We start from the raw sequence: 25844 nt of genomic DNA, 5'->3' as shown, positions 1-25844 counted from the left end.
CGCCCTGGCCCTCGACCACCACGACGAGCGGACGAGACCCCGCGGCACACCATGCGGGCCACGATGGGGTGGAGGCCCAGTGGGCGGTGTGATCACCGGCTTCGGCGTCATCGCGGCCATCATCGTCGTCGGCTATGTCATCGGGCTCCGCCGCTCCCTGGGCGACCACGGCCGGCAGGTGCTCACCAAGCTCTCGTTCGACATCGCCTCCCCCGCGCTGCTGTTCACCACGCTCTCCAAGGCCGACCTCTCCGCCATCATCTCCACCCCGCTGCTGGTGACCGCCCTGAGCACGTTCGTGGTGGCGGGCACATTCGTCACCGTGGGCGCCGTACGGCGGTGGAGCGTGGGCCGGACGACGATCGGCGCGCTGTGCGCAAGCTATGTGAACGCGGGCAACCTCGGCATCCCCATCGCGATGTACGTCCTGGGCGACGCCAGCCTGATCGCCCCGGTGCTGCTCTTCCAGCAACTCGTCATGACCCCGATCGCCCTGACGGTCATCGATCTCAGCCGCCCCGACCGGCGGCCCTCGCTGATCCGCAGGCTGACCACGCCGTTCCGCAACCCCATCGTGATCGGCTCGCTGTCCGGCGTCCTCGTGTCCGCCGCCGGCTGGCACGTCCCCGGGCCCGTCGCCGAACCGCTCTCGCTGCTGGGCGGCATGGCCGTTCCCGCCGTCCTGCTGGCGTTCGGGATCTCGCTGCCGGGCACTCAGCTCCCCGGACGCGGCGCGGAACGCGGGCCGGTGCTGCTGTCGGTGGCGCTGAAGTCCTTCGCCCAGCCGGTGGTGGCCTGGGCCATCGCCGCGGGTGTGTTCGGGCTGGACGGCCCGGCGCTCTTCGCCGCCGTCGTCACCTCGGCGCTACCGGCGGCTCAGAACCTGTTCACCTACGCCTCGCGGTATGAGACCTCCACCATCCTGGCCCGTGAGTCGATCCTGCTGTCCACACTGCTCGCGCCACCGGTGCTGATGACGGTCGCCGCGCTGCTGGGCTGAGCCCGGGCCCACGGCGGCCACTCGGGGCAGGTGTTCGCCCGGTGTGCCGCCGCGCGGAGCCGTCCGGAAGAACTTTGTTTGCCCCTCGGGGCCCAGGGCAGGCGGATACTCGTGCTTCGGACCGTAGGCACGCACCGCGGGAGCAGTCTGCATTGCTCCACACCGCGGCGGCGCGCCGGTCAGCACGTCCCCGTGAACCTCCCGCGATGCACCCCCGGTCCCAGGTGACCCGTCAGCCCATCGCAGGAGGTGTGTTCCGTGACGACCGCGACGCAGGACATGGCACGGCCCCAGACCGGCCCCACGAAGCACCCGCATGACGACGCGCCCGACACCAGCGCCGAGTTCGCGGAAATGGCCCGTCTCCCCGACGGACCCCAGAAGGAGGCACTGCGCCGTCGGGTGGTGGAGGCGTGGATGCCGATGGCCGAGCGGCTGGCCCGGCAGTACCGCAACCGCGGCGAATCCCTGGAGGATCTTCAGCAGGTGGCCGCGCTCGGTCTGGTGAAGGCCGTCAAGCGGTACGACCCGGAACACGGCACCGCCTTCGCCGGGTTCGCGGTGCCCACCATCGTCGGCGAGATCAAGCGCCACTTCAGGGACCATCTGTGGGTGCTGCACGTCCCCCGCCGGGTCCAGGATCTGCGCAACCGGGTGCGGGCCGCCCACCGCGAGCTGTCCCATTCGGCGGACGACCGGCCGCCGCGGACCCAGGACATCGCCGAGCGCACCGGGCTGACCGAGAAGGAAGTGCGGGCCGGTATGGAGGCCATGGGCAGCTTCACCCCGCTGTCCCTGGATGCCCAGCTCACCGGCGCCGACGACGGCTTCTCGCTGGCCGACACGCTCGGCACCCAGGAGACCGCGTACGACCGGGTGGTGGACCGCGAGGCCGTGCGGCCCGGTCTCAGCCGGCTCCCCGACCGGGAGCGGCAGATCCTCTACATGCGCTTCTTCTGCGATATGACACAGAGCCGGATCGCCGAGCAGCTCGGCATATCGCAGATGCACGTCTCACGGCTCATCAACCGCACCTGCTCGACACTGCGCGACCAGGCGCTGGCCGAGGTCGGCTGAGCGTCGGCCGACCGGGCCGGGCGCGCGTTGCGCCGCTGGAACGATGTGCATCGCCTTAGTGGGTGACCGTGGCGCCGTGGGGAGCGGCGGCTCCCCACGCGGGCTGCGAGGGTCGGTGCGGCGGGTGCCGGACGCCCAAGCGGACGGGGGCGGACGCCCAAGCGAAGGAGACGAAAGCCAGTGAACACCAATCCCGAGCGTCCTCCTCCGGTGCATGTCCCGGAACTCCTCAAGGGGCAGAAGGCGCTGGTGACCGGGGCGAACTCGGGGATCGGCAAGGCGACCGCGATCGCCCTGGGACGGGCCGGCGCGGATGTGGTGGTCAACTACGCCAGTGACCGGCCGGCCGCCGAGGCCGTCGTCACCGAGATCCGGAGCCACGGTGTGCACTCCTACGCCCATCAGGCGGATGTGTCCCAGGAGGACCAGGTCATCGACCTGGTGTCCACGATGGTCGACCGCCTGGGCACGATCGACGTCCTCGTCGCCAACGCGGGGCTCCAGCGGGACGCCCCCACCGTGGAGATGACGCTGGAGCAGTGGGAGAAGGTCATCTCCGTCAACCTCACCGGCCAGTTCCTGTGCGCCAGGGAGGCGATCAAGGAATTCCTGCGGCGCGGGGTGGTCCCGGAGGTGTCGCGGGCGGCCGGGAAAATCATCTGCATGAGCTCGGTCCACCAGATCATCCCGTGGGCGGGCCATGTGAACTACGCGTCGTCCAAGGGCGGCGTGGCGATGCTGACACAGACCCTGGCCCAGGAGTTCGCGCCCCAGAAGATCAGGGTGAACGCGATCGCGCCGGGTGCCATCAAGACCCCGATCAACCGCAGTGCCTGGCAGACCCCCGAGGCGCGGACCGCCCTCCTGGAGCTGATCCCGTACCGCCGGATCGGCGACCCCCTGGACATCGCCAACGCCGCCGTGGTCCTGGCCTCCGACCTGTGCGACTACGTGGTGGGCACCACCATCTACGTCGACGGCGGCATGACCCTCTTCCCGGGTTTCGCCACCGGCGGCTGACCGGGGACCACGGCGCGGCGGGCGGATTTCGGGAAGACTGGCACACATGTCCCAGGCCCCTGTTTCCCTCATCCATCCCGTCCCCTACTACGCCCAGTGGGAGTCGGCCGCCCTGGTGCCCGACATCATCGCGGGCACCCTGTCGGCCGCCGACGACCCGCTGTGGCAGAAGTCCGGGGCGGCGAACCGGGAGGAGTACGCGTTCTGGTCATGGCGGCTGTGCGGGATGGCGTGTCTGCGGATGGCCCTGGACCACTGGCGTGGCACCGCGCCGCCCGCCGTGACGCTCGCCGAGGAGTGTGCCGAGGCGGGGGCCTATGTGCGCCACCCGGACCGGGTGGACGGGCTCATCTACGCTCCGTTCGCCGCCTACGCACGGCGGCGCTGGGGACTGTTCGCCGAGTCCCGGCCGCGGCTGCCTGCCGAGGAGCTGCCGGAACAGCTCGCGGCCGGGCGGCTCGCGATGCTGTCCGTCCACCCCTCGCTGCGCACCCTTGACCCGCGGCCGCCGCACCAGGGCGGCCATCTGGTGCTGGCCGTCGGCGCCACCCCGGACCATCTCCTCGTACACAACCCGTCGGGCTTCCCGGACAGCTCCCAGCGCTTCGCCGAGGTCCCCTGGGCCGACCTCGGGCGGTTCTACGCGGAGCGGGGTGTCCTGCTCGGCCCGGGTGAGCACCGGTCGTAAAGCACACGCCGTCCCGGGGTCCTCGCCACGGGCACACCGTGTCACTCGTGCGCACCGTTGTGGTTTCCCCCGGGCCGGGTACCCATGTGGTTCCCGTAGATCATCGACGCACCTTCCCAGGGAGCCGCAGTGAAGATCGGCGTATCCACGTTCGTCACCGACCAGGGCATCCGGCCCGCCCCACTGGGGCGGGCCCTGGAGGAGCGCGGTTTCGAATCGCTCTTCATCGCCGAGCACAGCCATATCCCGGTGGACCGCCGCACCCCCTATCCGGGTGGCGGAGAGCTGCCGGAGGTGTACTACCGCACTCTCGACCCCTTCGTGACGCTGGCCGCGATCGCCGCGGTCACCGAGCGCCTGCTGCTGGGGACCGGGATCCTCCTGGTGGTGCAACGGGACCCGATCACCACCGCCAAGGAAGTGGCCTCCCTCGACCTGGTCTCCGACGGAAGAGCCGTCTTCGGGGTCGGCGCGGGCTGGAACCGCGAGGAGATGGAGAACCACGGGACGGATCCCTCCACCCGGGGCCGGCTGATGAACGAGCGGCTGCGGGCCATCCGTGAGCTGTGGACGAAGGAGAAGGCCGAATTCCACGGGGAGTTCGTGAACTTCGACCCCGTCTTCCAGTGGCCCAAGCCCGTCCAGCGGCCGCATCCGCCGATCTATGTGGGGGGTGGCGGCGACGCCGCGTTCCGGCGGATCGCGGACCTCGGCGACGCCTGGCTGGCCAACAGCGGATCCCCCGAGGAGCTGGGCCCGCAGATCGAGCGGATGCGTGAGGTGGCCGGCCGTGAGGTGCCGGTGACGATGTACGCGATGCCGGAGGACCCCAAGGCGATCGAGGGATATCAGCGCGTCGGGGTGGAGCGGGTGCTGTTCTATCTGCCGACGATGCCGGAGGCGGAGACGCTCAAACGGCTGGACGCGATGTCCCAGGTCGCCGCCCGGTTCCGGTGAGCCGCCGGGGGCCGCGATGCCGGAGCTGACGAGCGCGCAGGCGCGCGAGCGTTTCGCGGGCGCCAGGCTGGCCCGGCTGGCGACCGTCGGCGCCGACGGCCGCCCCCATCTGGTGCCGGTGGTCTTCGCGCTGACCGGCGACACGGTGGTGACGGCCGTCGACCACAAGCCGAAGCGGACGATGCGGCTGAGGCGCCTGGACAACATCCGCGCCCATCCCGCCGTATGCCTCCTGGTGGACGACTACGACGAGAACTGGGACCACCTGTGGTGGGCGCGGGGCGACGGCACGGCCCGCGTCCTGCCCCCGGCCGACGAGTCGGCGCTGTCCGCGGATTACATCCGGCTGCTCGTGGACACCTACCCGGTCCAGTACGGGGTCCGGCCGCCGCGCGGGCCGGTCGTGGAGATCACCGTCGGGCGGTGGAGCGGCTGGCGGGCCGGATGAGCCGCATCGGCCGTGGGCGGGTCAGCGTGCGGGCTGATCAGCGCGCGGACTCCGCCATCCTCGCGAACTCGCTGCCCAACTGGGACATGGCGTGGTCGTACTCCTCGGCGGAGACCGCCTCCCGGAGCGTGGCGAGGACCGCCCGGACGCCTCGGTCGGCCTCCGGCTCGGACAGCCCGGTGCGCTCATGCACCCTGCGGATCGACTCGTCGGGGTCGAAGATCTCCATGTCCCCCTCCCCGCGCTGAAGGGACTCCCTGAGGTGTTCGGGCAGCTCCCGGGCGAGATCGCGGGCCTCGCCCGCGCTGAGGCGGGCCGCCACGGTCTCGAGCGTGGCGCGGGTGACATCGGCCGCTTCCTGCCGGGAGAGCTGGGTGCGGTCCGCCACTGTCCGGAAGAACTCCCTGTCGTCCATGCGAGCCTCCCTATGACGCGCACCAGCACACGGCCTCATCCACCACCTTCCCATGCGTGGCCGCGGCCCGCGAGGCACTGCCCGGTGTCATCAGGCGCGGGGACGCACGCGGAGGGACGATGGTGGTGTGGGCTATGGCCCTCTGTTCACTCGAGGAGGTGGACGATCATGACTTACTCCTCCGACAGTCCGCATGGTGCCGAGCAGCCGAGAGAGGAACCCCCCGGCCGGCAGGGACGGTCCTCCGGTGCGGGCAGCCCGTACGCCACGTTGGAGAACACCATGTCCAACGCCGCCTGGCAGGTCCTGGTGGCCGGGGGGCTGGTGGCGATCGCGCTGGGCATCATGGTGCTGGTGTGGCCGGCGGCCACCCTGGCGGTGGTCGGCGTACTGTTCGGTGCGTATCTGCTGATCAGCGGGATCTTTCAGCTAGTCGCCGCCTTCGGTGCGCATATCCCCGGGCATCTGCGGGTGCTGAGTTTCATCACCGGGGGGCTGAGCGTGCTGCTCGGACTGCTCTGCTTCCGGGGTCCGGCCCAGTCGATCCTGCTGCTCGCACTGTGGATCGGCTTCTCCTGGCTGATCCGGGGCGTGATGCAGACCGCCACGGCGATCTCCGCCGAGGGCATGCCCGCCCGGGGCTGGCATCTGTTCTTCGGTGGGCTCACCATCCTGGGCGGGATCATCCTGATCGTGGCCCCCTTCGGCTCGATCACGGCGCTCACCGTGGTGGCGGGCATCTGGCTGCTCGCCCTCGGCATCATCGAGATCATGCACGGCATCCAGTTGCGCACCCATCTCAGCGGCGGTGCGCCCCGCGCGGAGCACCGGGGTCTGCACTTCCCCCGCTTCCGCTCACAGCCGCATCCGCAGGCGTAGCCGGGCCGTCGCGATGGCCGCTCACGGCCGCCGCGACGGTGCGGGACGGTCAGGGGCTCCGGCTCGGGACGGGGTGACGGGGCGGGTCAGCGGGTCTGCACCCACCACGCCATCATGCCGATGGCCGCGGTGCCGCAGGCGTATGACGCGCCGCGGACGAAGTTGGCGGCCGCGAGCCGGCCGTATCGACGCCATCTGCTGGTGGAACGGCTGGGTACCGGTGGGCGAACCTCCATGGTGTGCATATGGAGCCCCTTTCGTGAACGTACGGACAGTGACTGTCCGACACGGGGGAACGACGCGCTGGAGAAAGCATACAAAAGTGTGAACTTGCTCCATGCATCGGACTCGCCGGAAAAATTCCTTTCGACACGATTTCAGGACAGGGCCGGTCAGTGGGATTTGGCCGCCGCGGGGACGGTACGGGTGGCGGTGTTCCAGCCCGAGATCCGGACCGAGGGGGCCGAATCGCCCAGGTCCGCCGTGCGATAGGTGGCGGTGAGCGTCACCGACTCCCCCGGCCACAGGCTCACCTCGTTGTCCGACCAGCGCACGGGCAGGACGGGCGTGTCCGAGCCGTTCACCAGATGGGCGTCCACGAGCAGCGCCGGTGTGCCGCGGCTCGCGGTGTTGCTCAGGGTGACGGTCGTGGTGGCGGTGGAGTCCGGCCCGGCGGTCGTGGTGGCGGTGGCGGACACGGGTGCCTCGGCCATGTCGTCGAGCCCGGTCAGATCCGCGTAGGAGGTGGTGGGGGTGTAATACCAGTCGGTGTTGTCCCAGTCGAGCACGTCCTGCTCGGTGGAGAGCCAGTACACATTGCGGCCGATCTCCTTGCCCGCGCCATCGGTGAGCTGGAGCTTGGCCAGATAGGTGCCGGACACTCCGCTCACATTCGCCGGGACGGTGAGCGCGGTGGCCTTGCCACCGTCGCCCGGCACCCGAAGACCGGTGGCGCTCTTGTCGAACTTCCGGGTGCCGTCGGGGGTGTAGAGGCTGACCCGGGCGGTGAGACCGGTGGCGGCGGTGTGCCGGTTGTTGACCACGACCACCGAGCGGGAGTCGTACGAATACTGGATGTGCAGCGGCTCATTGGCCTTCTTGGCGCCGTAGTAGGCCCCGCCCTGGTCCAGATAGCGGTCGAAGAGCTGCCAGTGGAGCGAGGTCCAGCCGCTGTTCAGCATCCAGTGGACGACTCCGGTGGCGGGCCGGGAGGTGTCGGAGAAGTTGCGCGCGTACGCCTCGAACTGGGCGCGCACCGCCTCGTAGCGCGCGAGCCGCGCCTTGCGTACGTAGTCCGTCAGCCCGGTCGGCGGCCCGTAGCGGCCGATCAGCGCGTTGTCGAACAACTTGAGGTCACCGAAGGTGTCCGACGGGGACCGGTGGTACTGCTTGGCCGACGGATCCCGCCACAGGGTCTCCAGCTCGCTGGGGGACATCATGCGCCGCAGCGTGTCCAGGGTGGGGATGTCGGGTCCGGCGCTGGTCTCGGAGTTGAAGCCGGTGGCACCGCCCTCCCGCTTGGCGTACCAGTAGTCCGGCGGGACCCAGTCGTACGGGCCGGTCATCTTCATGCCGGACTTTCCGAGCTTCGGGGAGGACTTGGCGGAGGCGGCGGGGATCACCGGGTTCGGCCAGTCCGCCGCTTCGAGGGCGTCGAGGTAGTTCTTCTCGATGGTGGCGTCGGGGGCGAAGTCGCTGCCGATGAGGAAGGAGATGACGCTGGGGTGGTCGCGCAGCCGCGCGGCCTCGGCGGCCATCGAGTCCTTGGCGACGGGGTAGTCGGCGGCGTTCCACTTGTCCCCCGTCTCATCGCCGTTGACCTGGCCCTCCCACTTGTCGCAGCACTCCCAGCCGGGGAGGGTCAGAATGCCGTAGCGGTCGGTGAGGTCGAAGAACTCGTCCGGCTCGATATGGCCTTCGAGGCGGACGGTGTTCAGCCCCAGGTCGAGGGTGTACTTCAGCCGGTCCTCCACCGAGCGGGCGTCCCAGCGCAGAAACACATCGGGGGACCAGCCGCCCGCCTTGATCAGCAGCGGGCGTCCGTTGATGCGGTACTGGCGGGCACCGTCGGCGTTCAGCGGCGCCTTGACGTCGCGGACGCCGAAGCTGTGGTGCGCGGTGTCGGAGGGGGTGCCCGAGACGGTGGCGGTCAGATCGAGGTCGTACAGCGGCTGATCGCCCATCCCGGCGGGCCACCACACCTTGGGCCGGTCCAGTCGCAGCGCCGGAACGTCGTCGGGGGTGAAGGTGACGGCCTTGGTCTCGTGCGGGGCGAGGGACACCGTGCGGCTGATGGCCGCGGGTCCGGCGGCACCGGAGACCGTGGCGGTGACCGTTGAGCCGGAGTCGTTGCGGACCTGGGCCTTGACGGTGAGGTCGGCGGAGGCGAGCGAGTCGGTGTCCAGCCTGGTCGTCACATGCGCGTCGCGCAGGGCCACCGGGCCGCCGCGGCGGATCAGCACATCGCGGACGATGCCCATGTTCTCGTCGGGCGGGGGCTGTAGCCAGTCGATCCAGCCCATCGTGAGGTTCTTGCGCGGATCGTTGGGCTGGACGCGGAACGCCACGGTGTTGGTGCCCGCCTTGACCAGGTCGGTGACGTCCAGCTCATGGTGGGTGTACGCACCGGCGATCCGGTCCTTGGTGGCGGCCTGGACGCCGTTGACATACACATCGGCGGCGGACACCACACCGCTGACGTCCAGATAGGTGCGGCGGGAGGGGTCGGCCACGGTGAAGTCGCTTCGGTACCACCAGGGGACGGTGAAGTCGGCGGCCGGGATCTTCTTGAGGTTGGTCGAGTAGAACGGATCCGGGTACGTGCCCGCCTTGAGCAGCCCGGCGAGCACCGTCGACCGGGGCCCCACCGGGTGCCAGCCGGACGCGGGGTAGCCGGGCGTGGAGATGGCCGCGGGGGTGTCCGACACCTTGGCCGAGGACTGCGTGGCGAAGCCCGCGAGCGGAGTCGCGGTGCCCGGGGCCCCGCCCACCCGGGTCACCGGGGCGGGAGCACCCGTAGCCGTCCCGGGGCGCGGGGGCGCGGCGCCCGTGGTCAGGGAGACGGCCAGGAGGAGGCCGCCGACGGCGAGCGAGGCGGTCAGGGCGCGTCGGACGCGGGCTCGCGCCCGCCGCCGGGATGGTGCCGGACGGAGGACCACGGATGTCTCCCTGAGGGCAGGCAGAGCATTGGTTAAGTAGGTTTCCTAACAATCTAGGGACGGTAGAGAGCTGAGGGAGGCATGTCAACCAGCCCCGCTGAGAAATGGCCCTTCCGGCGCATTGGGCGGTTATTCGCGGTTCGGGCGGCCATCCACGGTTCGGGCGGTCATCCGCGCCGAGGCGCCGGGCGCGGACACTCCGCGCCCGGCGCCGTACGCCTCGTCAGGCTTCGTGGCCCTCACGCCCGCTCGTCAGGCGTGCCAGCGCAGCACCGCGCCCAGGCCCCCGGCCGGTCCCTGGAGCCCCTCGGGCACCACCAGCACCTCGGTGTCGGCCACCGCCGCGGATCGCATCAGCGCGTCGTCCGCGCGGGCGGGCTCGGGTGTTCTGACGCCCATGGCCCGCGCCTGGGAGCGCTGTACGGCCACCTGGTCGGCGTCGGGGCCGATCCACACCTCATGGCGCATATCGCCCCCGGCGGTCCCCAGCAGCAGCGTGGCCGCCTGGTGGCTGCGCATGGCCTCCACGACCGCGGGCACCCCCTCCGCCGCCCCGCTGCTCTGCGGTTCGTCGCCGTCGTGCCCGCCCGGGCCCGGTCCGCCGGGGCGGCCCCGACCGGCGCGGAAGAGGTCGAGGACCGACTCCAGATGGGCGCGGGCGTACTCCGCGCGGGCATGGTCGATCTCCGCGTTCAGCAGCTCGGAGCAGCCGGAGGCCCTGCTGCCGTGGCGCATCTCCTCCGTCGTGGCGCGCAGCGGCTCGGGCAGCCGGTCGCGTACGGCCCGGCGCTCGCGCGGATCACCGGCCAGGATCAGCAGCTCGGCGTCGCCGTCCGACCACTGCCGTACCAGCTCTTCGGCCACCCGATCGGCGGTCAGCTCCCAGGTGTTCCCGACCCGGTTGCGGTAGTGCCACTCGTGGCGGTCGGCGGGCACCGACCGGTGGCCCCGGCCATGCGCTCGCCTCCCCGCGGCGCGGCCCGCCGGGCGGCTCCCGGTGTCGTCCCGCAGCTCCAGATCGGCGCCCGCCTGGTCGACGAAGGCCACCAGACAGGCCGGCCACTCGCCACGGAACGCGGCCAGTGGCGCCACCCGCGGCAGCATCGACCAGGACGTCACCACATCGATCGGGGACGTGGCGAGCGGCAGGTCCAGCACCACCTCGCCACCCGCCGCGAACAGCGCCCGCCCCGCGGACGCCCTGGCCACCTGCTCACCGGCCAGCCGCTCGATCACCGCGTCACACGTGGCGCGGTCGGCGCCCTGGTCGGCGAGCTGATCCGCCACGAACCGCTCCCGCAGCGTGCGCCGCCTGGGCGCGTCCTCCGTGCTGCGGGAGGTGTCCATGTACACACCGGCCCATGGCCCGGTGCGGTCGAACAACGGCTTCAGGAATCCAACGTCCATGACCTCCCCCAAACCCGGGGACACGCAGGGCAGGAACCGGCCGACCCGAATTCCGCGGATCGCCGTTTCGCTCCTGACACCAGGATCCCTCCACCCCACCGGGTTCGCCAGAGACGGCTAGAATCGCTGGCATGGCTCGCTCCAATGAGGAGGTCGAAGCCCTCCTGCGCGAGTACGCCGATCTCCTCCTGATCACGGGCGGGGACGCGTACCGGGCGCGTGCGTATGAGAAGGCCGCCCGGGCGATCGGTGGCCATGCGGCCGATATCTCGCAGTTCGACGCGAAGGCGCTGCGGGACATCCCCAATGTGGGCCGGTCGATCGCCGACAAGGTGGTCGAGTATCTGCGCACCGGGACCATGCCCGCCGTCGAGGAGGCGCGCGCCGCGATCCCGGCCGGGGTGCGGGAGCTGACCGCCATCCCGGCGCTCGGGCCGAAGAAGGCCATGATCCTCTACGAGGAGCTGGAGATCTCCTCGATCGATCAACTGGCCCAGGCGATCGAGGAGCACCGGCTGCGCGATCTCAAGGGCTTCGGGCCGAAGTCGGAGGAGAACATCCTCCACGGCATCGCGCTGATGCGCGCCGCGGGCAACCGCATTCCGCTCGACGAGGCCATGGACGTGGCCGATGACATCGTCTCCGCCCTGTCCAAGGTGCGCGGCTGCCGCCGGTGTGCGTACGCCGGGTCGCTGCGCCGGATGAAGGAGACCGTAGGCGATGTGGACATCCTGGTCGCGGCGGAGGAATCCGGCCCGTTCATGGAGGCGTTCACCCGGCTTCCGCTCACCTCCGAGGTGATCGCACACGGCCAGAAGAAGACATCGATCCGCACCACGAAGGGGCTCCAGGTGGATCTGCGGGTCCTGCCGCTGGACTCATGGGGTGCGGGGCTGCTCTATTTCACCGGCTCCAAGGCGCACAACATCCGCGTCCGCGCGATCGCGGTGCGCCATGGCCTCAAACTCTCCGAGTACGGCCTCTTCGAGACCAAGAGCGGCAAGTCCATCGCCTCACGCAGCGAGGAGGACGTCTACGCCCGGCTCGGCATGGACTGGATCCCGCCGACGCTGCGCGAGGACCGGGGCGAGGTCAAGGCCGCCCTCGAAGGCCAACTCCCCAAGCTGGTCACGGAGTCCGACCTACGAGGCGATCTGCACACCCACACCACTCTCACCGATGGGCTGGAACCGCTGGAGGACATGATCACCAAGGCGGAGCGGCGCGGATACGCGTACTACGCCATCACCGATCACGCCCCCAAGCTCTATATGCAGCAGATGACCGAGGAGAAGATGCTGGCCCAGCGGGAGCGGGTGCGCGAACTCGACCGGGGGCGCGGACGCGGGCACACCCGGCTGCTGCACGGTGTGGAACTGAACATCGACACCGAGGGAGACGTGGACTGGCCGCCCGAGTTCCTCGAGGACTTCGATGTGTGCGTGGCCTCGGTGCACACCCAGTTCGGCATGGACCGCAAGGCCATGACCCGGCGGCTGGTGAGGGCCTGCGAGAACCCGTACGTCCATGTCATCGGCCATCCGACGACCCGGCTGATCGGCAAACGGCCCGGTATCGACGCCGACTTGGACGAGGTGTTCGCCGCCTGCGCCCGCACCGGCACCGCGCTGGAGATCAACGCACATCCGGAGCGGCTCGATCTGTCGGACGACAACATCCTGCGGGCGAAGTCCTACGGGGTGGTGTTCGCCCTGGACAGCGACGCCCACTCGACCCGGGATCTGGACAATATGCGATACGGGGTGGGCGTGGCACAGCGAGGCTGGCTCACCCCGGACGACATCATCAACACCTGGCCGCTGACCCGACTGCGGCGTTTTCTGCGCAAGGACAAGGGGCAGCAGCCTCCCACATGACCACTTCCGAACCCGCGCCCTCCTACCCGGCCCAGCGGGCCCCCGGCGCCGAAACCCTCGCCGAGCTGGACGAACTGCTCATCGACTGCCGTGCCTGCCCCCGGCTGGTCGAGTGGCGGGAGGAGACCGCGCGCACCAAGCGCCGTGCCTACGCCGACTGGGACTACTGGGGGCGGCCGGTGCCCGGCTTCGGGCCACCGGACGCCTCGGTGGCGATCGTGGGCCTCGCACCGGCCGCCCACGGCGGAAATCGCACCGGCCGGATGTTCACCGGCGACCGCGCCGGCGACTTCCTGTACTCGGCGCTGTACGACCTGGGGCTGGCCAGCCGGCGCACCGCCACCCACCGCGGCGACGGTCTGGAGCTGCGCGGGGTCAGGATCACCTCGCCGGTGCACTGCGCCCCGCCCGCCAACCGCCCCACCCCCGGCGAGCGCGACACCTGCCGCCCGTGGCTGGCCCGGGAGCTGCGGCTGCTGCGGCCGACCGTGCGGTCCGCCGTGGTGCTCGGCGCGTTCGGCTGGCAGGCCGTGCTGCCCGCGCTGGAGGCGGCCGGATGGTCCGTGCCCCGGCCGCGGCCCGTGTTCGGGCACGGCGCGCGGAGCACACTGCGGGCGGCCGACGGCGGGGCGCCGCTCACGCTCTTCGGCTGCTACCACGTGAGCCAGCAGAACACCTTCACCGGACGGCTCACCCCGGCCATGCTGCGCGAGGTGCTCGGCGCCGCGGCGGAGGCGGCCGGGCTTCCGGTCTCCGGCCCGGATCCGTCCTGACGCGGGCCTTCCGGCAGGGGCCGTCCGATGTGCGGAGGCGGGAGGGGAGGCCCCGGGCACTGGGGCAGGAGGGCGCCCGGGACCTCCGATCATGGGGTGGGCCGGATCAGTTGAGACCCTGGCCCGCATCGTTGCCGGTGTCACCGACCCCGGCGGCGGCACCCGCGTCACCCGCGTTGCCCGCGTCGCCCGCTCCGGCGTTGCCCGCGTCACCCGCTCCTGCGTTGCCCGCACCGGCGGCGTCACCAGCGCCGCCCGCAGCATCACCGGCACCACCGGCAGCATCACCGGCGCCACCCGCCGCGTCGCCGCCACCGGCGCCGCCGTCACCCGCGCCGATGACCGCACCGGTGGCCTCCAGCGCGCCGGTCACCGGCTGGAAGAACGTCTCACCGCCCTGGGTGCAGTCGCCGCTGCCGCCGGACGTCAGCCCGACCGCCGCGTCCTCGGCGAACATCGCGCCGCCGCTGTCGCCTGGCTCGGCGCACACATCGGTCTGGATGAGGCCGTTGACGATGTCGCCGTTGCCGTAGTTCACCGTGGCGTTGAGGCCGGTGACCGTGCCGTCGGTGACCCCGGTCGTGGAGCCGGAGCGCTGCACCTTCAGGCCCACGCTCGCCTCGACGGCGCGCCCGATCTCCTGGGTGCTGCCGTTCTGGAGGTCGACCGTGCTGGACGCCTGGGTGGTGGCGTCGTCGTACATCACCAGCGCGAAGTCGTTCTCGGGGAACTTGGAGTCCTGCACCGTGCCCACCTGCTGGGCACCGGCCTCGTCCGAGGTCCAGGTCTGGGACGCGTTGCCACAGTGCCCGGCGGTCAGGAAGCCCGGCGCGCCGTCGACGCTGACGTTGAAGCCCAGCGAGCAGCGGGCGCCACCGCCGAAGATGGCATCGCCGCCGTCGAGCCCTCCGGCCGCGGCGTCACCACCACCGCCCGCGTCACCCGCACCACCGGCGTCCCCGGCGCCACCCGCGCCCTGCTCCCCGCCGTCGGCGCCACCGGCACCGGCGTCCCCGGCACCGCCCGCGCCCGCGTCACCCGCGCCGCCCGCACCCGCGTCATCAGCACCGCCCGCCGCACCCGCGTTGCCCGCGGCATCCCCGGCGCCCGCGTCACCCGCGGCGTCCCCCGCGCCCGCGCCGCCGTTGTCGCCGGGCTGGGCCGCCTCCTCGCCGTCGAACTTCTTGAACTCGCCCTGGCTGCGCTTGACGCTGACCGTGCCCTCCATCTGGTCCGTGGCCTTGGTCAGCGTGGCCCACTTGGCGCCGGTCACCGTGCGGTCGGCGGTCACCTGGACCTTGTTGGTGACCGGGTCGATCGACCAGGCGGTGCCGGGCACCGACGCGTCGCTGCTCAGCGTCTTGGTGGCGGCCTTCAGGTCTTCCATGCTGTTGGTCACGATCTTCGCCACGGCGCCCTTGGCCCGGACGCCCTCGGCTGAGTCCTCGTCCACCACGTTCATGACCAACTGGCGATTGGCGTTGTCGTAGTACCAGCCCGCGCCGTTGTCACCGAGGTCCGCGGCGAGGCTCCTCGCGAGCTTCACCGCGACCGGGGACGAGAAGGTCTTGGCTCCCGACGTCTTGTCCGGGTTCGCATTCGCGTTGGGCAGCAGAATGGCCGCTGCTCCGAGCGCGGCGACGGCGGCTCCGGAAATGGCGAGGGTCCGCTTGTTCACACGTCGGTGGCTCAACTCACTGACCTCCAGTCGGGGATGCGCGGCAGGCGCGTGCGGAGCGCTTGTCGCGTTCCGCCACGCCCCCGCGCGGGGCCACCACGTCGTACGCGGACGCGTTCGCCCCGTTCTCACCCGTACTCAAGGTCTGATGAATGGCTGCGCCGAACGGCCCGGATGGGTAGGCTCCGCCGGTTCGGCCGGTCGTCTTGACGCCTGCGGCGGGCTGTTCCCCTCCCGCGGCCGGGGACCCCCTATCCGCGCTCGGCGGCCTCGGCCTGGGCGCTCAGCTCCCACACCTCGCCGAGCGTCATCCGCTCCGCCTCGGCGGGGGCACCGCCGGTGTCCTCGAAGTGGTCGACATACGCGCCGATGAACTCCTGCCAGCGCTGGTTGGCCGGGTCCTTGTCCAGCGCCGCCATCGCGGCCGCGAAGTCCTCGCAGTCCACGAGGTGGAAGAGATGGCGGCCACTGCGCCAGATCCGCCAGTTGGTGATCCCGGCCCGTCGCAACGCCTCCAGCAGGTCCTCCGGGACCGTGGCGTGCACCTGCTCATAACCGGACTCCTGGCCCTCCTTGAGAACCGAGTGCAACGCCACCCGCATGGGCGCTCCTCCTTCTTCCGCGGCCGCTGCCGCTTCCGTTGACGGGCGGCCACGGCGGCCGCCCGTCAACGTCCCATAATGCAGCGCTCAGCCCTTCTGTTCGACGCGCACCCAGTCCACCTCCGCCTGCACTCCGCCCGCCGCGATCCGGTCGACGCTGGATTGCGGCAGGCCCCAGTAGGGGGTGGTGACCTTGTTCCAGCCCGCCGGATACGCCCCGCCCAGGGCGAGGTTGAGGATGACGTACTGGTTGTGGCCGAAGACCCATTGGCCACGGGTGGATTCGAGCTTGTTGCGGGTCGTCTCCTGGACCACCCGGTCGTCGACGAAGAAGCGCATCACGGTGGGTGTCCACTCCACCGCGTAGGTGTGCCACTGGTCGGCGCGGCCGCCGCCCTCGTAGATCTGGCGGGCGCCGATGTTGCCGTCCGCCGAATAGCCGGGGCCGTGCAGGGCGGTGCTGGTCCAGTCCGCGTAGCCGATGTTCTCCATGATGTCGGTCTCGCCGGAGGACGGCCAGGACACCGACGGATCGTCCACATCGCTGCCCAGCAGCCAGAACGCGGGCCAGAACCCATCGCCGACCGGCAGCTTCATCCGGGCGCTGACCCGCCCGTAGGTGAAGTCCATTTTGGTGTGGGTGTCGATGCGCCCGGAGGTGAAGTCGTAGGTGCCGCCGCCCGCCTGGGTGCAGCCCTTGCAGTACTTCGCCCTGAGGACGAGATTGCCGTTCTCGGTGCGGATGGTGTCGGAGGAGTCGACATACGCCTGCGACTCTCCGTTGACCGACCCCATCTCCTGGCCGGTCCGCACCACACGCCACTTGGAGCGGTCGAGGGTGGCACCGGTGAAGTCGTCGAGGAACGTCGTCCGGTACGCACCGGACTGTTCACCGGGGAGGGCGGGGTAGGTGGCGGAGGCGCTCCCGCCGGTGCCCCAGACCTGGAGCTCGTAGAGGGAGTAGCCGAACTGGGCCGTGGCCGGGGCCGGGTTGTAGAAGGAGCGGCGTTCCTTGCCGAGCATCCGCACATAGCGGCCGGTGGCGGGCTGCGACAGCTTCACGGTGTCACGGCGGCCCACCGCGTCGGCGGGCGACTTGACGTCCGCGCGACGGGCGGCCACCTCGGCGGCGGAGGGCTGGTACACCGTGCGCCAGGTGCGGTTGTCGTCGGACACCTGCACCTGGTAGTCGACGGCGTAGGCCGCCTCCCAGTAGAGGTCGACGGTGTCGATCGTGGAGGTGGCGCCGAGGTCCACCGAGACCCAGCGGTCGGCGTTCCAGTCGCTGGACCAGCGGGTCTGGTCGTCCTTGAGGTTGGCGGGCCAGCCGCCGTCGGTGAGGAAGGCGGGTGAATTGCCCGCGTGCTGGTAGTAGTTGGAGTAGGCGGGGTGGTTCAGGGCGAGGTTGGTGCGGGTCGTGGACGCCGGGGCGGGCTCTCCGCCGTAGACCTTGAACGAGTACAGCGAATAGCCGTAGGGCGTGCCACGCTCGATGCCACGCATCCGTACGTAGCGGCCGGTGACGTCCTGCGGATAGGTGTGAGCGGTGAGGGATCCTCCGGTGCCGGCGTTCTCGGTGTAGAAGGGGGCCCAGTCGGTACCGTTCTTCGACACCTCCAGGACGTACTTCTTGCCGTAGGCGGCCTCCCAGTCCAGGACGACCCGGTCGATCCGGATGGTCGCGCCGAGGTCGACACGTATCCAGGCGTCGTCGCTGAACGGGCTGGCCCAGCGGGTCGACCCGTTGCCGTCGAAGGCCAGGCCCGGCGCGGTGCCGTCGTTCTCGCTGCCGGAGGCGGTGACGGCGTTGTGATTGGCGGCGTACGCGGCCGCCGCGCGGTCGGTGTCCCACGTCGCCTCGGCGGCGGCCTTGGCGGAGTGGGACGCGGGCGTGGCGAGGGCCGGGCCCGCGGACAGCAGCGCCACGGTGGTCAGGGTGGCGAGGGCGCTCAGCAGTGTGCGGTGGCGGTGGCATTGGCGTTGGCGTTGGCGTTGGCGTTGGCGTTTGGTACGGGATGGCATGCGGCTCTCCTCGATGAGGTTGTGGGATGCACGTGCGGTGCCGAAGTGCGGTGGTGCCTTCGTGCCGTGCGCAGATGTGCCGATGTGCCGTGTGCCGTAGTGCCGATGCGCTTTCCGTCGTGCCCGCCTGCCGTGGTGCGCGTGGTGGCGGCTGTGCGGGCCCTAGGGGCGTCCGGCGGGTTTCTCTCCCCTCCCCGCCCCTTCCCGATACCAGGGGCTCCGCCCCTGGACCCCGGGTTCCGGGGCGAAGCCCTGCCACGCGGCGGAGCCGCATATCGATGCTGCGGAGCGGGGCGGAGCCCCGACCCGGAGTCTGGGGCGCAGCCCCAGCCCGGAATCTGAGGCGCAGCCCCAACCCGGAGCCTGAGGCGCAGCCCCAACCCGGAGCCTGAGGCGCAGCCCCAGGCCGGGGTCTGGGGTGGAGCCCCAGTTTCGGGAAGGGGCGGGGAGGGGAGCAGCCCGCCGCAGGCGGAACTATCCCTCGGACACCCCCTAGGCGGCGCGGCGGGCCCGGCCCCGGTGGGTGCGGATGATCTCCGCGTAGCGGTGGCCGGAGCCCTTGATGGTGCGGGTCTGCGTGGGGTAGTCGACGTGGACGAGGCCGAAGCGCTTGTCGTATCCGTAGGCCCACTCGAAGTTGTCGAGCAGCGACCATGCGAAGTAGCCGGCCAGCGGGGCGCCCTTGCGGGCCGCCGAGGCGCAGGCCGCGAGGTGCTGGACGAGGTAGTCCTGGCGCTCGGGGTCGTCGATGGTCCCGTCCGGGCGTACGACGTCGGGGTAGGCGCAGCCGTTCTCGGTGACGTACAGCTTGCGGGCGCCGTATTCGTTGGTCAGGCGCAGCAGGAGGGTTTCGATACCGGTGGCGTCGATCTCCCAGTCCATGCCCGTGCGGGGTACGTCAGGGCGGCGGACGGCGCGGGCGTGGGGGGCCGGGCCGGTGGGGTCGTCGGTGACGGTGGCCGGGAAGTAGTAGTTCAGGCCCAGCCAGTCCAGGGGTGCGGCGATGGTTTCGAGGTCGCCGGGGCGCTCGGGCAGTTCGACGCCGTACACCTCGCGCATGTCCGCGGGGAAGCCGCGGCCGTGGACCGGGTCCAGCCACCAGCGGTTGGTGTGGCCGTCCATGCGCCGCGCGGCCGCCAGGTCCTGCGGCCGGTCGCCGGCGGCCTCGACGGTGTTGAGGTTGTTGACGATGCCCAGCTCGGCGCCCGGTGCGGCGGCCCGGATCGCCTGGGCGGCGAGGCCGTGGCCGAGCAGCAGATGGTACGAGGCGCGGACCGCCGCGGTCAGATCCGTGAGCCCGGGCGCCATCACACCTTCGAGGTGGCCGATCCAGGCCGAGCACAGCGGCTCGTTGAGGGTGGTCCAGTGGTGCACCCGGTCGCCGAGGCGGTCGGCGACCACCGAGGCGTAGGCGGCGAAGTGTTCCGCGGTGTCGCGCACGGGCCAGCCGCCCCGGTCCTGGAGCACCTGCGGCAGATCCCAGTGGTACAGGGTGACGGACGGGGTGATGCCCGCCTCCAGCAGACCGTCGATCAGCTCGTCGTAGAAGGCCAGGCCCTTGGCGTTGACCGGTCCGTCGCCGCCCGGCACCACCCGTGGCCAGGCGATGGAGAGCCGGTAGGCGTTGGTGCCCAGCCGCTTCATCAGCCCGATGTCGGCGCGCCAGCGGTGGTAGTGGTCGCAGGCCACGTCGCCGTGGTCGTCGCCCGCGACTCTGCCGGGGGTGTGCGAGAAGGTGTCCCAGATCGAGGGCGACCGTCCGTCCTCGGCAACGGCTCCCTCGATCTGGTAGGCCGAGGTGGCCGTGCCCCACAGGAAGTCGTGCGGGAGGGCTGCGAGGTCCAGGAGTTCGGACACGTACGTCCTTTCAGAGGTGGGAAGGCCGGTCACTTCACGGCTCCGGCGGTGAGTCCGGCGACGAGGTAGCGCTGGAGGAGCAGGAAGCCCGCGACCACGGGGACACTGACGACGAGCGAGGCGGCCATGACCTGGTTCCAGTACACCTCGGTCTGGGTGGCGTAGCCCTGGAGGCCGACGGCGAGGGTGCGGGTGGTGTCGTTGGTCATCACGGACGCGAAGAGCACCTCGCCCCAGGCGGTCATGAAGGCGTAGACGGCGACGGCGACGATGCCGGGGATCGCGGCCGGGACGACGACCCGGAACAGCGCGCCGAGCGGTCCGCAGCCGTCCACCAGCGCCGCCTCGTCCAGATCGCGCGGCACCGAGTCGAAGTACCCGATGAGCATCCAGATCGAGAACGGCAGCGAGAAGGTGAGATAGGTGAGGATGAGGCCGCCGCGGGAGCCGAAGAGGGCGATGCCGGTGGCGTTGCCGATGTTGACGTAGATGAGGAACAGCGGCAGCAGGAAGAGGATCCCGGGGAACATCTGGGTGGACAGCACGGTGACCGTGAACACCCGCTTGCCCCGGAAGCGGTACCGGCTGACCGCGTACGCCGCGAAGACGGCGATCACCACCGAGCAGACGGTCGCCGCGCCCGCCACGATGACCGAGTTCACGAAGTAGTCGGCGAGCGGCACCGTCGACCAGATGTCGATGTAGGGGCGGATGGTCAGCCCGCTGGGCAGCCAGCGGAACGTCCCGGAGACGTCCTGGAGTGGCTTCAGGGAGCTGGAGACCATGACGTACACCGGCAGCAGGACGAAGCCGGTGAGCAGGGTGAGGAAGATCCGGCGGGCCCAGAGGAAGGACCGGGGGGCGGCCATCGGTGAGCGGGGAGGGGCCATCGGTGAGCGGGGCGGCGCCTGGGAGGTGCTAGACATCGGCCGTCTTCCTTCGTCGGGAGGTCAGCAGGAGGTACAGGCCCGTCACCACGAGCAGGAAGAGCAGCAGCAGTACGGACATGGCGGAGCCGGTGCCGAAGTTCCAGGTGGCGAATGTCGTCTGGTAGACGTGGATCGAGATGAGGTCCGCGGCCTCCGGCGCCGCCTTGCCGAACAGCACGTACGGGGTGTTGAAGTCGTTGAACGTCCACAGGAACAGCACCAGCACCAGCACCTGGTTGACCGGGCGCAGCGAGGGCAGGGTGATGCGGCGGATCTGCTGCCACATCCCGGCGCCGTCGAGGGCGGCCGCCTCGTAGAGCTCCCTGGGGATGTTCTGGAGACCGGCCATGACGACGAGGAACGCGAACGGCCAGCCCTTCCACACCGACACGGTCAGCAGCGCGATGAAGCTGTTGTCGCCGATCAGCCAGAACGAGGGCTTGTCGGTGAGGCCCAACTGGTCGTGGAGGACATGGTTCACCAGCCCGTTGTCGTGCTGGAACATGAACGCCCAGGTGATGACGGCCGTGTAGACGGGCAGCGCGTACGGGACCAGGAACAGGGTGCGCAGCAGCCCCCGTCCACGGAAGGTGTCCTGGAGGAAGATGGCGGCGGCGGTGCCCAGCAGCCAGCACAGCCCGACCGACAGCACGGTGAAGCCACAGGTGACCCAGAACGAGTGGAGCAGCGCCTCACCGGCCGGGGCGTTGATGTCCACCGAGATCTTGTAGTTGTCCAATCCGGACCAGGGCGCGGCGCCCCAGTCCCGGATGGAGAACCGGGTGAGCGCCTTGAAGCTCATCAGGATGCCGATCCCGATCGGCACCAGATGGACCAGGAGCTCGAGGACGAGGGCGGGCAGGAGCAACAGGTACGGCAGTCCGATGCGGCGGATCCGCCCGGGGCGGCGCGGGCCTCGCGCCGCCCCGGGGGTGCTCCCCGACACCGTCCGCCGGTCTGTTTCGGCGGTCGCGGTCGTGGTGGTCATGAGGTGTCCGCACTCACTTCGCCGGCATCTGCTGCTGGGCCTTCTCCAGCTTGGCCTTCACCGACTCGGTGGTCACCGGGCGTCCGCCGGCGGCATCGGCGAGCAGCTCCTTGACGGCCGTGCCGACGCCGGTTTCGAACTGCGACTCGTCGGCCACCTGCGGCAGTGCCGCGGCGCTCTTGGCGAGGGTGTTCCGCAGGGCGGCCGTCGCCTTGGTGTTGAAGGCGGGGTCGGACTGGGCGGCCTTGACCGGCGGGATGGAGCCGTACGCCTTGTTGAGGATCTTCTGCTCGGCGTCGCTGGTCATGAACTTCACGAACTTCAGGGCGCCGTCGTGGTTGTCGGTGTTCTTGAAGACGGCCAGGTTGATACCGGCGACCATCGAGTTGACGGAGGTGCCGGAGCCGGGGGTGCCGGAGCGGACGGGCGCCGGGGCCACGCCCCACTCGTCGTCCTTCATGCCCAGTGAGGTGAGGGTGGCGGAGGCGGTCTGCCACAGGACCATCGCCGTCTTTCCCTTGGCGAAGTCGCTGAGGGACTGGTTCTGCGCGTACTCGGCGTTGCCCGGGGCGATGATCTTGTCCTTGGCCATCAGGTCGACGTACTGCTTGATGGCGGTGACCGCGCCCTCGGAGGTGAAGTCGGGCTTGCCGTCGGCGGTGAAGAAGTCCGCGCCGTGCTGCTTGGCGAAGACGAAGACCTGGTGGATGTTCTCCGAGAGGTTCGCGCCCTCGGCGCCGAGGCCCCACTTGCCGTCCTTGGAGAGCTTCTTGCCGTCGGCGACCAGTTCGTCCCAGGTGGCGGGCGGCTTGGAGATGCCCGCGTCGGCGAACATCTTCTTGTTGTAGTAGAGCGCGTACGCCATCGAGTACAGCGGCACCGCGGCCGGGTCCTCGCCCCGCGCACCCGTCGAGCCGAGGGCGGAGGCCACGAAGCGGTCCTTGCCGCCGATGCTGCCGAAGTTCTTGGTGTCCCACGGCAGCAGCGCCCCGGACGCCTGGAGCGAGGCGCTCCAGGTGTTGCCGATGTTCAGCACGTCGGGGCCCTGGCCGGAGGTGGTCGCGGTGAGGATCCGGTTCAGCAGCTCGGACCAGGGAATGACCTCGAGCTTCACTCTGATCCCGGTCTGCTTCTCGAACTTGTCGAGTTCGGGCTTCAGGACCTTCTTGTCCACCGTGATGCTGGCGCCCTGGTTGGAGGCCCAGTACGTGAGCGTCTTCGGCGAGTCGTTGGAACCGCCGCCGTCCGTCGAGGAACCACCTCCGCACGCCGAGGCGGCAAGGGCGAGTGACAAGGTGACGGCGCCTATGGCCGCGGCTCGGATCCTGCGCATGGCTCCAGGTGTCCCTTCCGGGAGGGGTGAATGCCAAGAAGGGCCCGGGCACGCCAACCGCGTTCAACTCCCGAAGCCGCTCACGGCTTAATTTAGGACGTGAGTTAAACCTCAAGAGAAGGTCGCGTCAAGAGATCCGGCGGAGGTATCTTGCGGCGCGGAGCCGGGACTTGAGGAGGCCAGGTGGCGGCACACAGCGGGCGTAACGTTCGTGACCTGCGGCGGGAGAACCGCGCCGCGGTGCTGCGTCGGTTGTATTTCGACGGGCCGATGAGCCGCTTCTCGCTGGCCCCCGCGACCGGGCTGAGTTCAGGTTCCATCAGCAATGTGGTCGCCGAACTGCTCACCGAGGAGTTGGTGGAGGAGGCCGGAAGCATCGACTCCGACGGCGGCCGCCCCCGCACCCTGCTGCGGATCACACCGCACAGCGGCCACATGATCGGGGTGGATGTCGGCGAGACCCGGGTCCGCGTCGAGCTGTTCGATCTCTCGCTGGCCGAACGGGCCCGCGCCGACCGGCCGTTGCCCACCCGCGGGGCCGGGCGCCGGATGCGCTACGACAGCGAACTGATCGCGGGCCACATCCGCGACGGCATCGCCGAGGTCCTGGAGGCTGCCGGGCACGACCCCGCGCGGATCCTCGGCGTCGGCATCGGCGTCCCCGGCATCGTCGAGCACTCCGGGGAGGACGGTGCGGTGGTGCACGGCCAGCCGATCGGCTGGGAGGCGGTGCCACTGGAGCGGATGCTGCGCGGATCGGGCCAACTCCCCGACGAGGTCCCGTACTTCGTCGAGAACGGCGCCAAGACGCTGGGGCAGGCCGAGATGTGGTTCGGCGCCGGGCGCGGGGCTCGCAACGCGGTGGTCGTGCTCTTCGGATCGGGCGTCGGCGCGTGCGTCGTCACCGACGATGTCGAGCACGGCCGGGCGGTGGAGTGGGGCCATCTCACCGTGCGGGTGCGGGGCCGCCGGTGCCGCTGCGGGGCGCTGGGCTGCCTGGAGGCGTACGCGGGCGCGGAGGCGCTGCTGGAGCGCTGGCAGGAGGCGGGCGGGCAGCCGCCGCCCGACACCGACGAGGAGACCGCCCTGACGGCGATGCTGGCCGCCGCCTACCCCGCGGACGGCGACGCCCCGGACCCGGTGGCGGCCACCGTCCTCGCCGAGACCGCGGAGTACCTGGGCGCCGGGCTGTCCGACCTGATCAACCTCTTCCAGCCCGAGCGCATCCTCGTCGGCGGCTGGGCCGGGCTCCAGCTCGGCGCGCGTTTCCTGGACTCGGTGCGGCGCCACGCGGTGTCCTACGCGCTGCCGTACCCCGCCGGGCGGGTCGGCATCGACCTGGGCGCGCTGGGGCCGGACGCGGTGACGGTGGGCGCCGCGATCCTGCCGCTCGCCGCGTTCTTCGCCCGCGGCGGGCGCCGCCTGCCACCCACCCCCGCCCCGGAGCCGTCCCCCGCGTGGCGCACCACCCTGGGCAGGCGGCTGGCGTAGGGGGTACGGGCGCGGCCGGGCCCGGGGGCTACGGGCACGTCCCGCGCACGGCTACGGACACGTCCCGCGCGGGGGCTACACGCACCGTCCGGGCGCGGGGGCTACGTGTGCGGCTGGCACAGGGGCTGCGCGCACGTCCGGGCGCGGGGTTACGCCGACTCCCGTACCACCAGCTCCGGTTCGAAGAGGACCGAGGCCGGTTCGGTGCGCAGGCCCCGGACGTGTTCGTCGAGCAGCCGGGCCATCGCCGCCGCCATGTCCTCCACCGGCTGGCGCACCGAGGTCAGCGGCGGCCGGCAGGTGGCGGCCACGCTGGAGTCGTCGAAGCCGACGACCGCGACATCGTCGGGCACCCGCAGGCCGCGCTCCCTCAGCACCTGGCAGACCCCCTGGGCCATCAGGTCGTTGGCGGCGAACACGCCCTCCACATCGGGGTGTTCGGCCAGCAGCTCGGCCATCGCAGCCACTCCGCTGTCCAGTGTGAAGCCCCCCTCGGCCACCGGCACATACGGATGGCCGCCGCGGGCCATCGTGTCGCGGAACCCGGCGAGCCGCTCCTGGCTCGCCGCCACGGCCCACGGCCCCGACACGGTGGCCACCTTCCGGCACCCCCGGGCCAGCAGACGCTCGGCCGCGAGGCGGCCACCGTCCCAGTGCGCCAGGTCGACATGGCTCAGCGCTACCGGCCGCACGGGACGGGCGAAGAGCACGGCGGGCAGTCCGGCCTCGGCCAGCAGCGCGGGCAGCGGATCGTCGGGGTGGGTGGACACCACGAGCGCCCCGTCCGCGTTTCCCTGCCGCAGATACCTCAGCACCTCCTGCCTGGCCTCGGGGGACTCGGCGAACATCAGCACCGGGTGTGTCGAGCGCGGCCGCAGGAATCCCACCACCCCGCCGACCACCCGGCCGAAGAACGGATCGGCGAACACCCGCGCGGCGAAGGCGTTCTGCTCCTCCTCCGAGGTGTCCCCGGTGCCGTCCCCGGCCCCGGAGACGACGAGCGCCACCGTGCCGGTGCGCCGGGTCACCAGCGATCTGGCCGCCCGATTGGGCGCGTAGCCGGTGCGCTCGATCGCGACGCGGACCTGGTCCTGGATGGCCGGATCCACGTTGCGGACGCCATTGACGACCCGGGACACCGTCGCCCGGGAGACACCGGCCTCCCGGGCGACATCCTCCAAGGTCGGGGCGTGTCGGTTCATGCCCGCACCCTAGTGGCAGCGCGCCCGAGGGCATAGAGCGCTC

The 25844-nt window shown here is 70.9% G+C and carries 22 protein-coding genes; 10 read left to right on the top strand and 12 right to left on the bottom strand.

What is annotated here, in order from left to right; translation table 11 throughout:
* Positions 1-79 precede the first annotated feature (79 nt).
* From ACK1X7_RS43130 to ACK1X7_RS43105, 6 genes are all read left to right on the top strand, one after another.
* Positions 80-1000, top strand: coding sequence for an AEC family transporter (locus tag ACK1X7_RS43130; RefSeq protein ID WP_385150389.1), 921 nt, complete (start codon positions 80-82; stop codon positions 998-1000).
* A 258-nt stretch (positions 1001-1258) separates the two neighbouring features.
* Positions 1259-2077: a SigB/SigF/SigG family RNA polymerase sigma factor gene (locus ACK1X7_RS43125; RefSeq protein WP_385150392.1), complete on the top strand. Its 819-nt coding sequence runs from the start codon at positions 1259-1261 to the stop codon at positions 2075-2077.
* A 180-nt stretch (positions 2078-2257) separates the two neighbouring features.
* A complete protein-coding gene (locus tag ACK1X7_RS43120; RefSeq protein ID WP_385150395.1) occupies positions 2258-3097 on the top strand; it encodes an SDR family oxidoreductase in 840 nt (279 codons plus the stop codon).
* A gap of 46 nt (positions 3098-3143) precedes the next feature.
* On the top strand, positions 3144-3785 hold the full coding sequence (locus ACK1X7_RS43115) for a C39 family peptidase (protein ID WP_413116554.1): 642 nt from the start codon (positions 3144-3146) through the stop codon (positions 3783-3785).
* 129 nt (positions 3786-3914) lie between these two features.
* On the top strand, positions 3915-4742 hold the full coding sequence (locus ACK1X7_RS43110) for an LLM class F420-dependent oxidoreductase (protein WP_385150401.1): 828 nt from the start codon (positions 3915-3917) through the stop codon (positions 4740-4742).
* 16 nt (positions 4743-4758) lie between these two features.
* Positions 4759-5190: a TIGR03668 family PPOX class F420-dependent oxidoreductase gene (locus ACK1X7_RS43105; protein WP_413116553.1), complete on the top strand. Its 432-nt coding sequence runs from the start codon at positions 4759-4761 to the stop codon at positions 5188-5190.
* 37 nt (positions 5191-5227) lie between these two features.
* On the opposite strand, the gene ACK1X7_RS43100 is transcribed toward ACK1X7_RS43105, so the two are convergent.
* Entirely contained in the window at positions 5228-5605 is a 378-nt protein-coding gene (locus ACK1X7_RS43100) for a DUF2267 domain-containing protein (RefSeq protein ID WP_385150407.1), read from the bottom strand.
* 168 nt (positions 5606-5773) lie between these two features.
* Between ACK1X7_RS43100 and ACK1X7_RS43095 the strand changes: the two genes are divergently transcribed.
* A complete protein-coding gene (locus ACK1X7_RS43095) occupies positions 5774-6484 on the top strand; it encodes an HdeD family acid-resistance protein (RefSeq protein WP_385150410.1) in 711 nt (236 codons plus the stop codon).
* An 86-nt stretch (positions 6485-6570) separates the two neighbouring features.
* Here the strand turns inward: ACK1X7_RS43095 and ACK1X7_RS43090 are convergent, their stop codons facing one another.
* The 3 genes from ACK1X7_RS43090 to ACK1X7_RS43080 form a co-directional block, all read right to left on the bottom strand.
* Positions 6571-6729, bottom strand: a complete 159-nt coding sequence (locus ACK1X7_RS43090; RefSeq protein WP_361502676.1) for a hypothetical protein — start codon at positions 6727-6729, stop codon at positions 6571-6573.
* Positions 6730-6876: 147 nt separating this feature from the next.
* Positions 6877-9642 (bottom strand): glycoside hydrolase family 2 protein, encoded by a 2766-nt coding sequence (locus ACK1X7_RS43085; protein ID WP_385150413.1) that lies wholly within the window; start codon positions 9640-9642, stop codon positions 6877-6879.
* Between the two features lie 252 nt (positions 9643-9894).
* A complete protein-coding gene (locus ACK1X7_RS43080) occupies positions 9895-11049 on the bottom strand; it encodes a hypothetical protein (RefSeq protein ID WP_398159048.1) in 1155 nt (384 codons plus the stop codon).
* Positions 11050-11180: 131 nt separating this feature from the next.
* Between ACK1X7_RS43080 and polX the strand changes: the two genes are divergently transcribed.
* Together polX and ACK1X7_RS43070 are read left to right on the top strand one after the other, a co-directional pair.
* Positions 11181-12926 carry a DNA polymerase/3'-5' exonuclease PolX gene (polX, locus tag ACK1X7_RS43075; protein WP_413116552.1) on the top strand — a complete coding sequence of 582 codons (1746 nt, stop codon included), beginning with the start codon at positions 11181-11183 and terminating at the stop codon, positions 12924-12926.
* Positions 12923-13699, top strand: a complete 777-nt coding sequence (locus ACK1X7_RS43070) for a uracil-DNA glycosylase (protein WP_385151664.1) — start codon at positions 12923-12925, stop codon at positions 13697-13699. The genes polX and ACK1X7_RS43070 overlap by 4 nt, the downstream gene beginning before the upstream one ends.
* 106 nt (positions 13700-13805) lie before the next feature.
* On the opposite strand, the gene ACK1X7_RS43065 is transcribed toward ACK1X7_RS43070, so the two are convergent.
* From ACK1X7_RS43065 to ACK1X7_RS43035, 7 genes are all read right to left on the bottom strand, one after another.
* The gene (locus ACK1X7_RS43065; RefSeq protein WP_413116551.1) at positions 13806-15377 is read right to left on the bottom strand and encodes a S1 family peptidase; all 1572 of its coding nucleotides are present in this window, start codon (positions 15375-15377) and stop codon (positions 13806-13808) included.
* 251 nt (positions 15378-15628) lie between these two features.
* Positions 15629-15979, bottom strand: a complete 351-nt coding sequence (locus ACK1X7_RS43060; protein WP_385151670.1) for an L-rhamnose mutarotase — start codon at positions 15977-15979, stop codon at positions 15629-15631.
* A gap of 87 nt (positions 15980-16066) precedes the next feature.
* Positions 16067-18001, bottom strand: coding sequence for a discoidin domain-containing protein (locus ACK1X7_RS43055; RefSeq protein ID WP_413116550.1), 1935 nt, complete (start codon positions 17999-18001; stop codon positions 16067-16069).
* A 492-nt stretch (positions 18002-18493) separates the two neighbouring features.
* Complete coding sequence (locus ACK1X7_RS43050; RefSeq protein ID WP_398159045.1) at positions 18494-19858, bottom strand: GH1 family beta-glucosidase; 1365 nt, start codon at positions 19856-19858, stop codon at positions 18494-18496.
* Positions 19859-19887: 29 nt separating this feature from the next.
* Entirely contained in the window at positions 19888-20748 is an 861-nt protein-coding gene (locus tag ACK1X7_RS43045) for a carbohydrate ABC transporter permease (RefSeq protein WP_079059413.1), read from the bottom strand.
* Positions 20749-20776: 28 nt separating this feature from the next.
* On the bottom strand, positions 20777-21775 hold the full coding sequence (locus ACK1X7_RS43040) for a carbohydrate ABC transporter permease (RefSeq protein WP_390794695.1): 999 nt from the start codon (positions 21773-21775) through the stop codon (positions 20777-20779).
* A gap of 13 nt (positions 21776-21788) precedes the next feature.
* Positions 21789-23108 (bottom strand): ABC transporter substrate-binding protein, encoded by a 1320-nt coding sequence (locus ACK1X7_RS43035; protein WP_385151680.1) that lies wholly within the window; start codon positions 23106-23108, stop codon positions 21789-21791.
* A 183-nt stretch (positions 23109-23291) separates the two neighbouring features.
* On the opposite strand from ACK1X7_RS43035, the gene ACK1X7_RS43030 reads away from it, so the two are divergent.
* Complete coding sequence (locus tag ACK1X7_RS43030) at positions 23292-24599, top strand: ROK family protein (RefSeq protein ID WP_413116549.1); 1308 nt, start codon at positions 23292-23294, stop codon at positions 24597-24599.
* Between the two features lie 149 nt (positions 24600-24748).
* On the opposite strand, the gene ACK1X7_RS43025 is transcribed toward ACK1X7_RS43030, so the two are convergent.
* Positions 24749-25801 carry a LacI family DNA-binding transcriptional regulator gene (locus tag ACK1X7_RS43025; protein WP_385151686.1) on the bottom strand — a complete coding sequence of 351 codons (1053 nt, stop codon included), beginning with the start codon at positions 25799-25801 and terminating at the stop codon, positions 24749-24751.
* Between the last annotated feature and the right edge of the window lie 43 nt (positions 25802-25844).

This window comes from Streptomyces sp. CY-1, assembly GCF_047218265.1.
Classification (GTDB): domain Bacteria; phylum Actinomycetota; class Actinomycetes; order Streptomycetales; family Streptomycetaceae; genus Streptomyces; species Streptomyces niphimycinicus.
Note: the sequence above shows the minus strand (reverse complement) of the source record. Positions and strands in the feature narration are given on the sequence as shown.

Bases quoted from the DNA above. Each gene is read 5' to 3' on its own strand.
- ACK1X7_RS43115 (WP_413116554.1), top strand. From the start codon at position 3,144: ATGTCCCAGGCCCCTGTTTCCCTCATCCATCCCGTCCCCTACTACGCC.
- ACK1X7_RS43105 (WP_413116553.1), top strand. From the start codon at position 4,759: ATGCCGGAGCTGACGAGCGCGCAGGCGCGCGAGCGTTTCGCGGGCGCC.
- ACK1X7_RS43100 (WP_385150407.1), bottom strand. From the start codon at position 5,605: ATGGACGACAGGGAGTTCTTCCGGACAGTGGCGGACCGCACCCAGCTC.
- ACK1X7_RS43095 (WP_385150410.1), top strand. From the start codon at position 5,774: ATGACTTACTCCTCCGACAGTCCGCATGGTGCCGAGCAGCCGAGAGAG.
- ACK1X7_RS43090 (WP_361502676.1), bottom strand. From the start codon at position 6,729: ATGCACACCATGGAGGTTCGCCCACCGGTACCCAGCCGTTCCACCAGC.
- ACK1X7_RS43080 (WP_398159048.1), bottom strand. From the start codon at position 11,049: ATGGACGTTGGATTCCTGAAGCCGTTGTTCGACCGCACCGGGCCATGG.
- polX (WP_413116552.1), top strand. From the start codon at position 11,181: ATGGCTCGCTCCAATGAGGAGGTCGAAGCCCTCCTGCGCGAGTACGCC.
- ACK1X7_RS43070 (WP_385151664.1), top strand. From the start codon at position 12,923: ATGACCACTTCCGAACCCGCGCCCTCCTACCCGGCCCAGCGGGCCCCC.
- ACK1X7_RS43060 (WP_385151670.1), bottom strand. From the start codon at position 15,979: ATGCGGGTGGCGTTGCACTCGGTTCTCAAGGAGGGCCAGGAGTCCGGT.
- ACK1X7_RS43055 (WP_413116550.1), bottom strand. From the start codon at position 18,001: ATGCCATCCCGTACCAAACGCCAACGCCAACGCCAACGCCAACGCCAA.
- ACK1X7_RS43045 (WP_079059413.1), bottom strand. From the start codon at position 20,748: ATGGCCCCTCCCCGCTCACCGATGGCCGCCCCCCGGTCCTTCCTCTGG.
- ACK1X7_RS43040 (WP_390794695.1), bottom strand. From the start codon at position 21,775: ATGACCACCACGACCGCGACCGCCGAAACAGACCGGCGGACGGTGTCG.
- ACK1X7_RS43035 (WP_385151680.1), bottom strand. From the start codon at position 23,108: ATGCGCAGGATCCGAGCCGCGGCCATAGGCGCCGTCACCTTGTCACTC.
- ACK1X7_RS43025 (WP_385151686.1), bottom strand. From the start codon at position 25,801: ATGAACCGACACGCCCCGACCTTGGAGGATGTCGCCCGGGAGGCCGGT.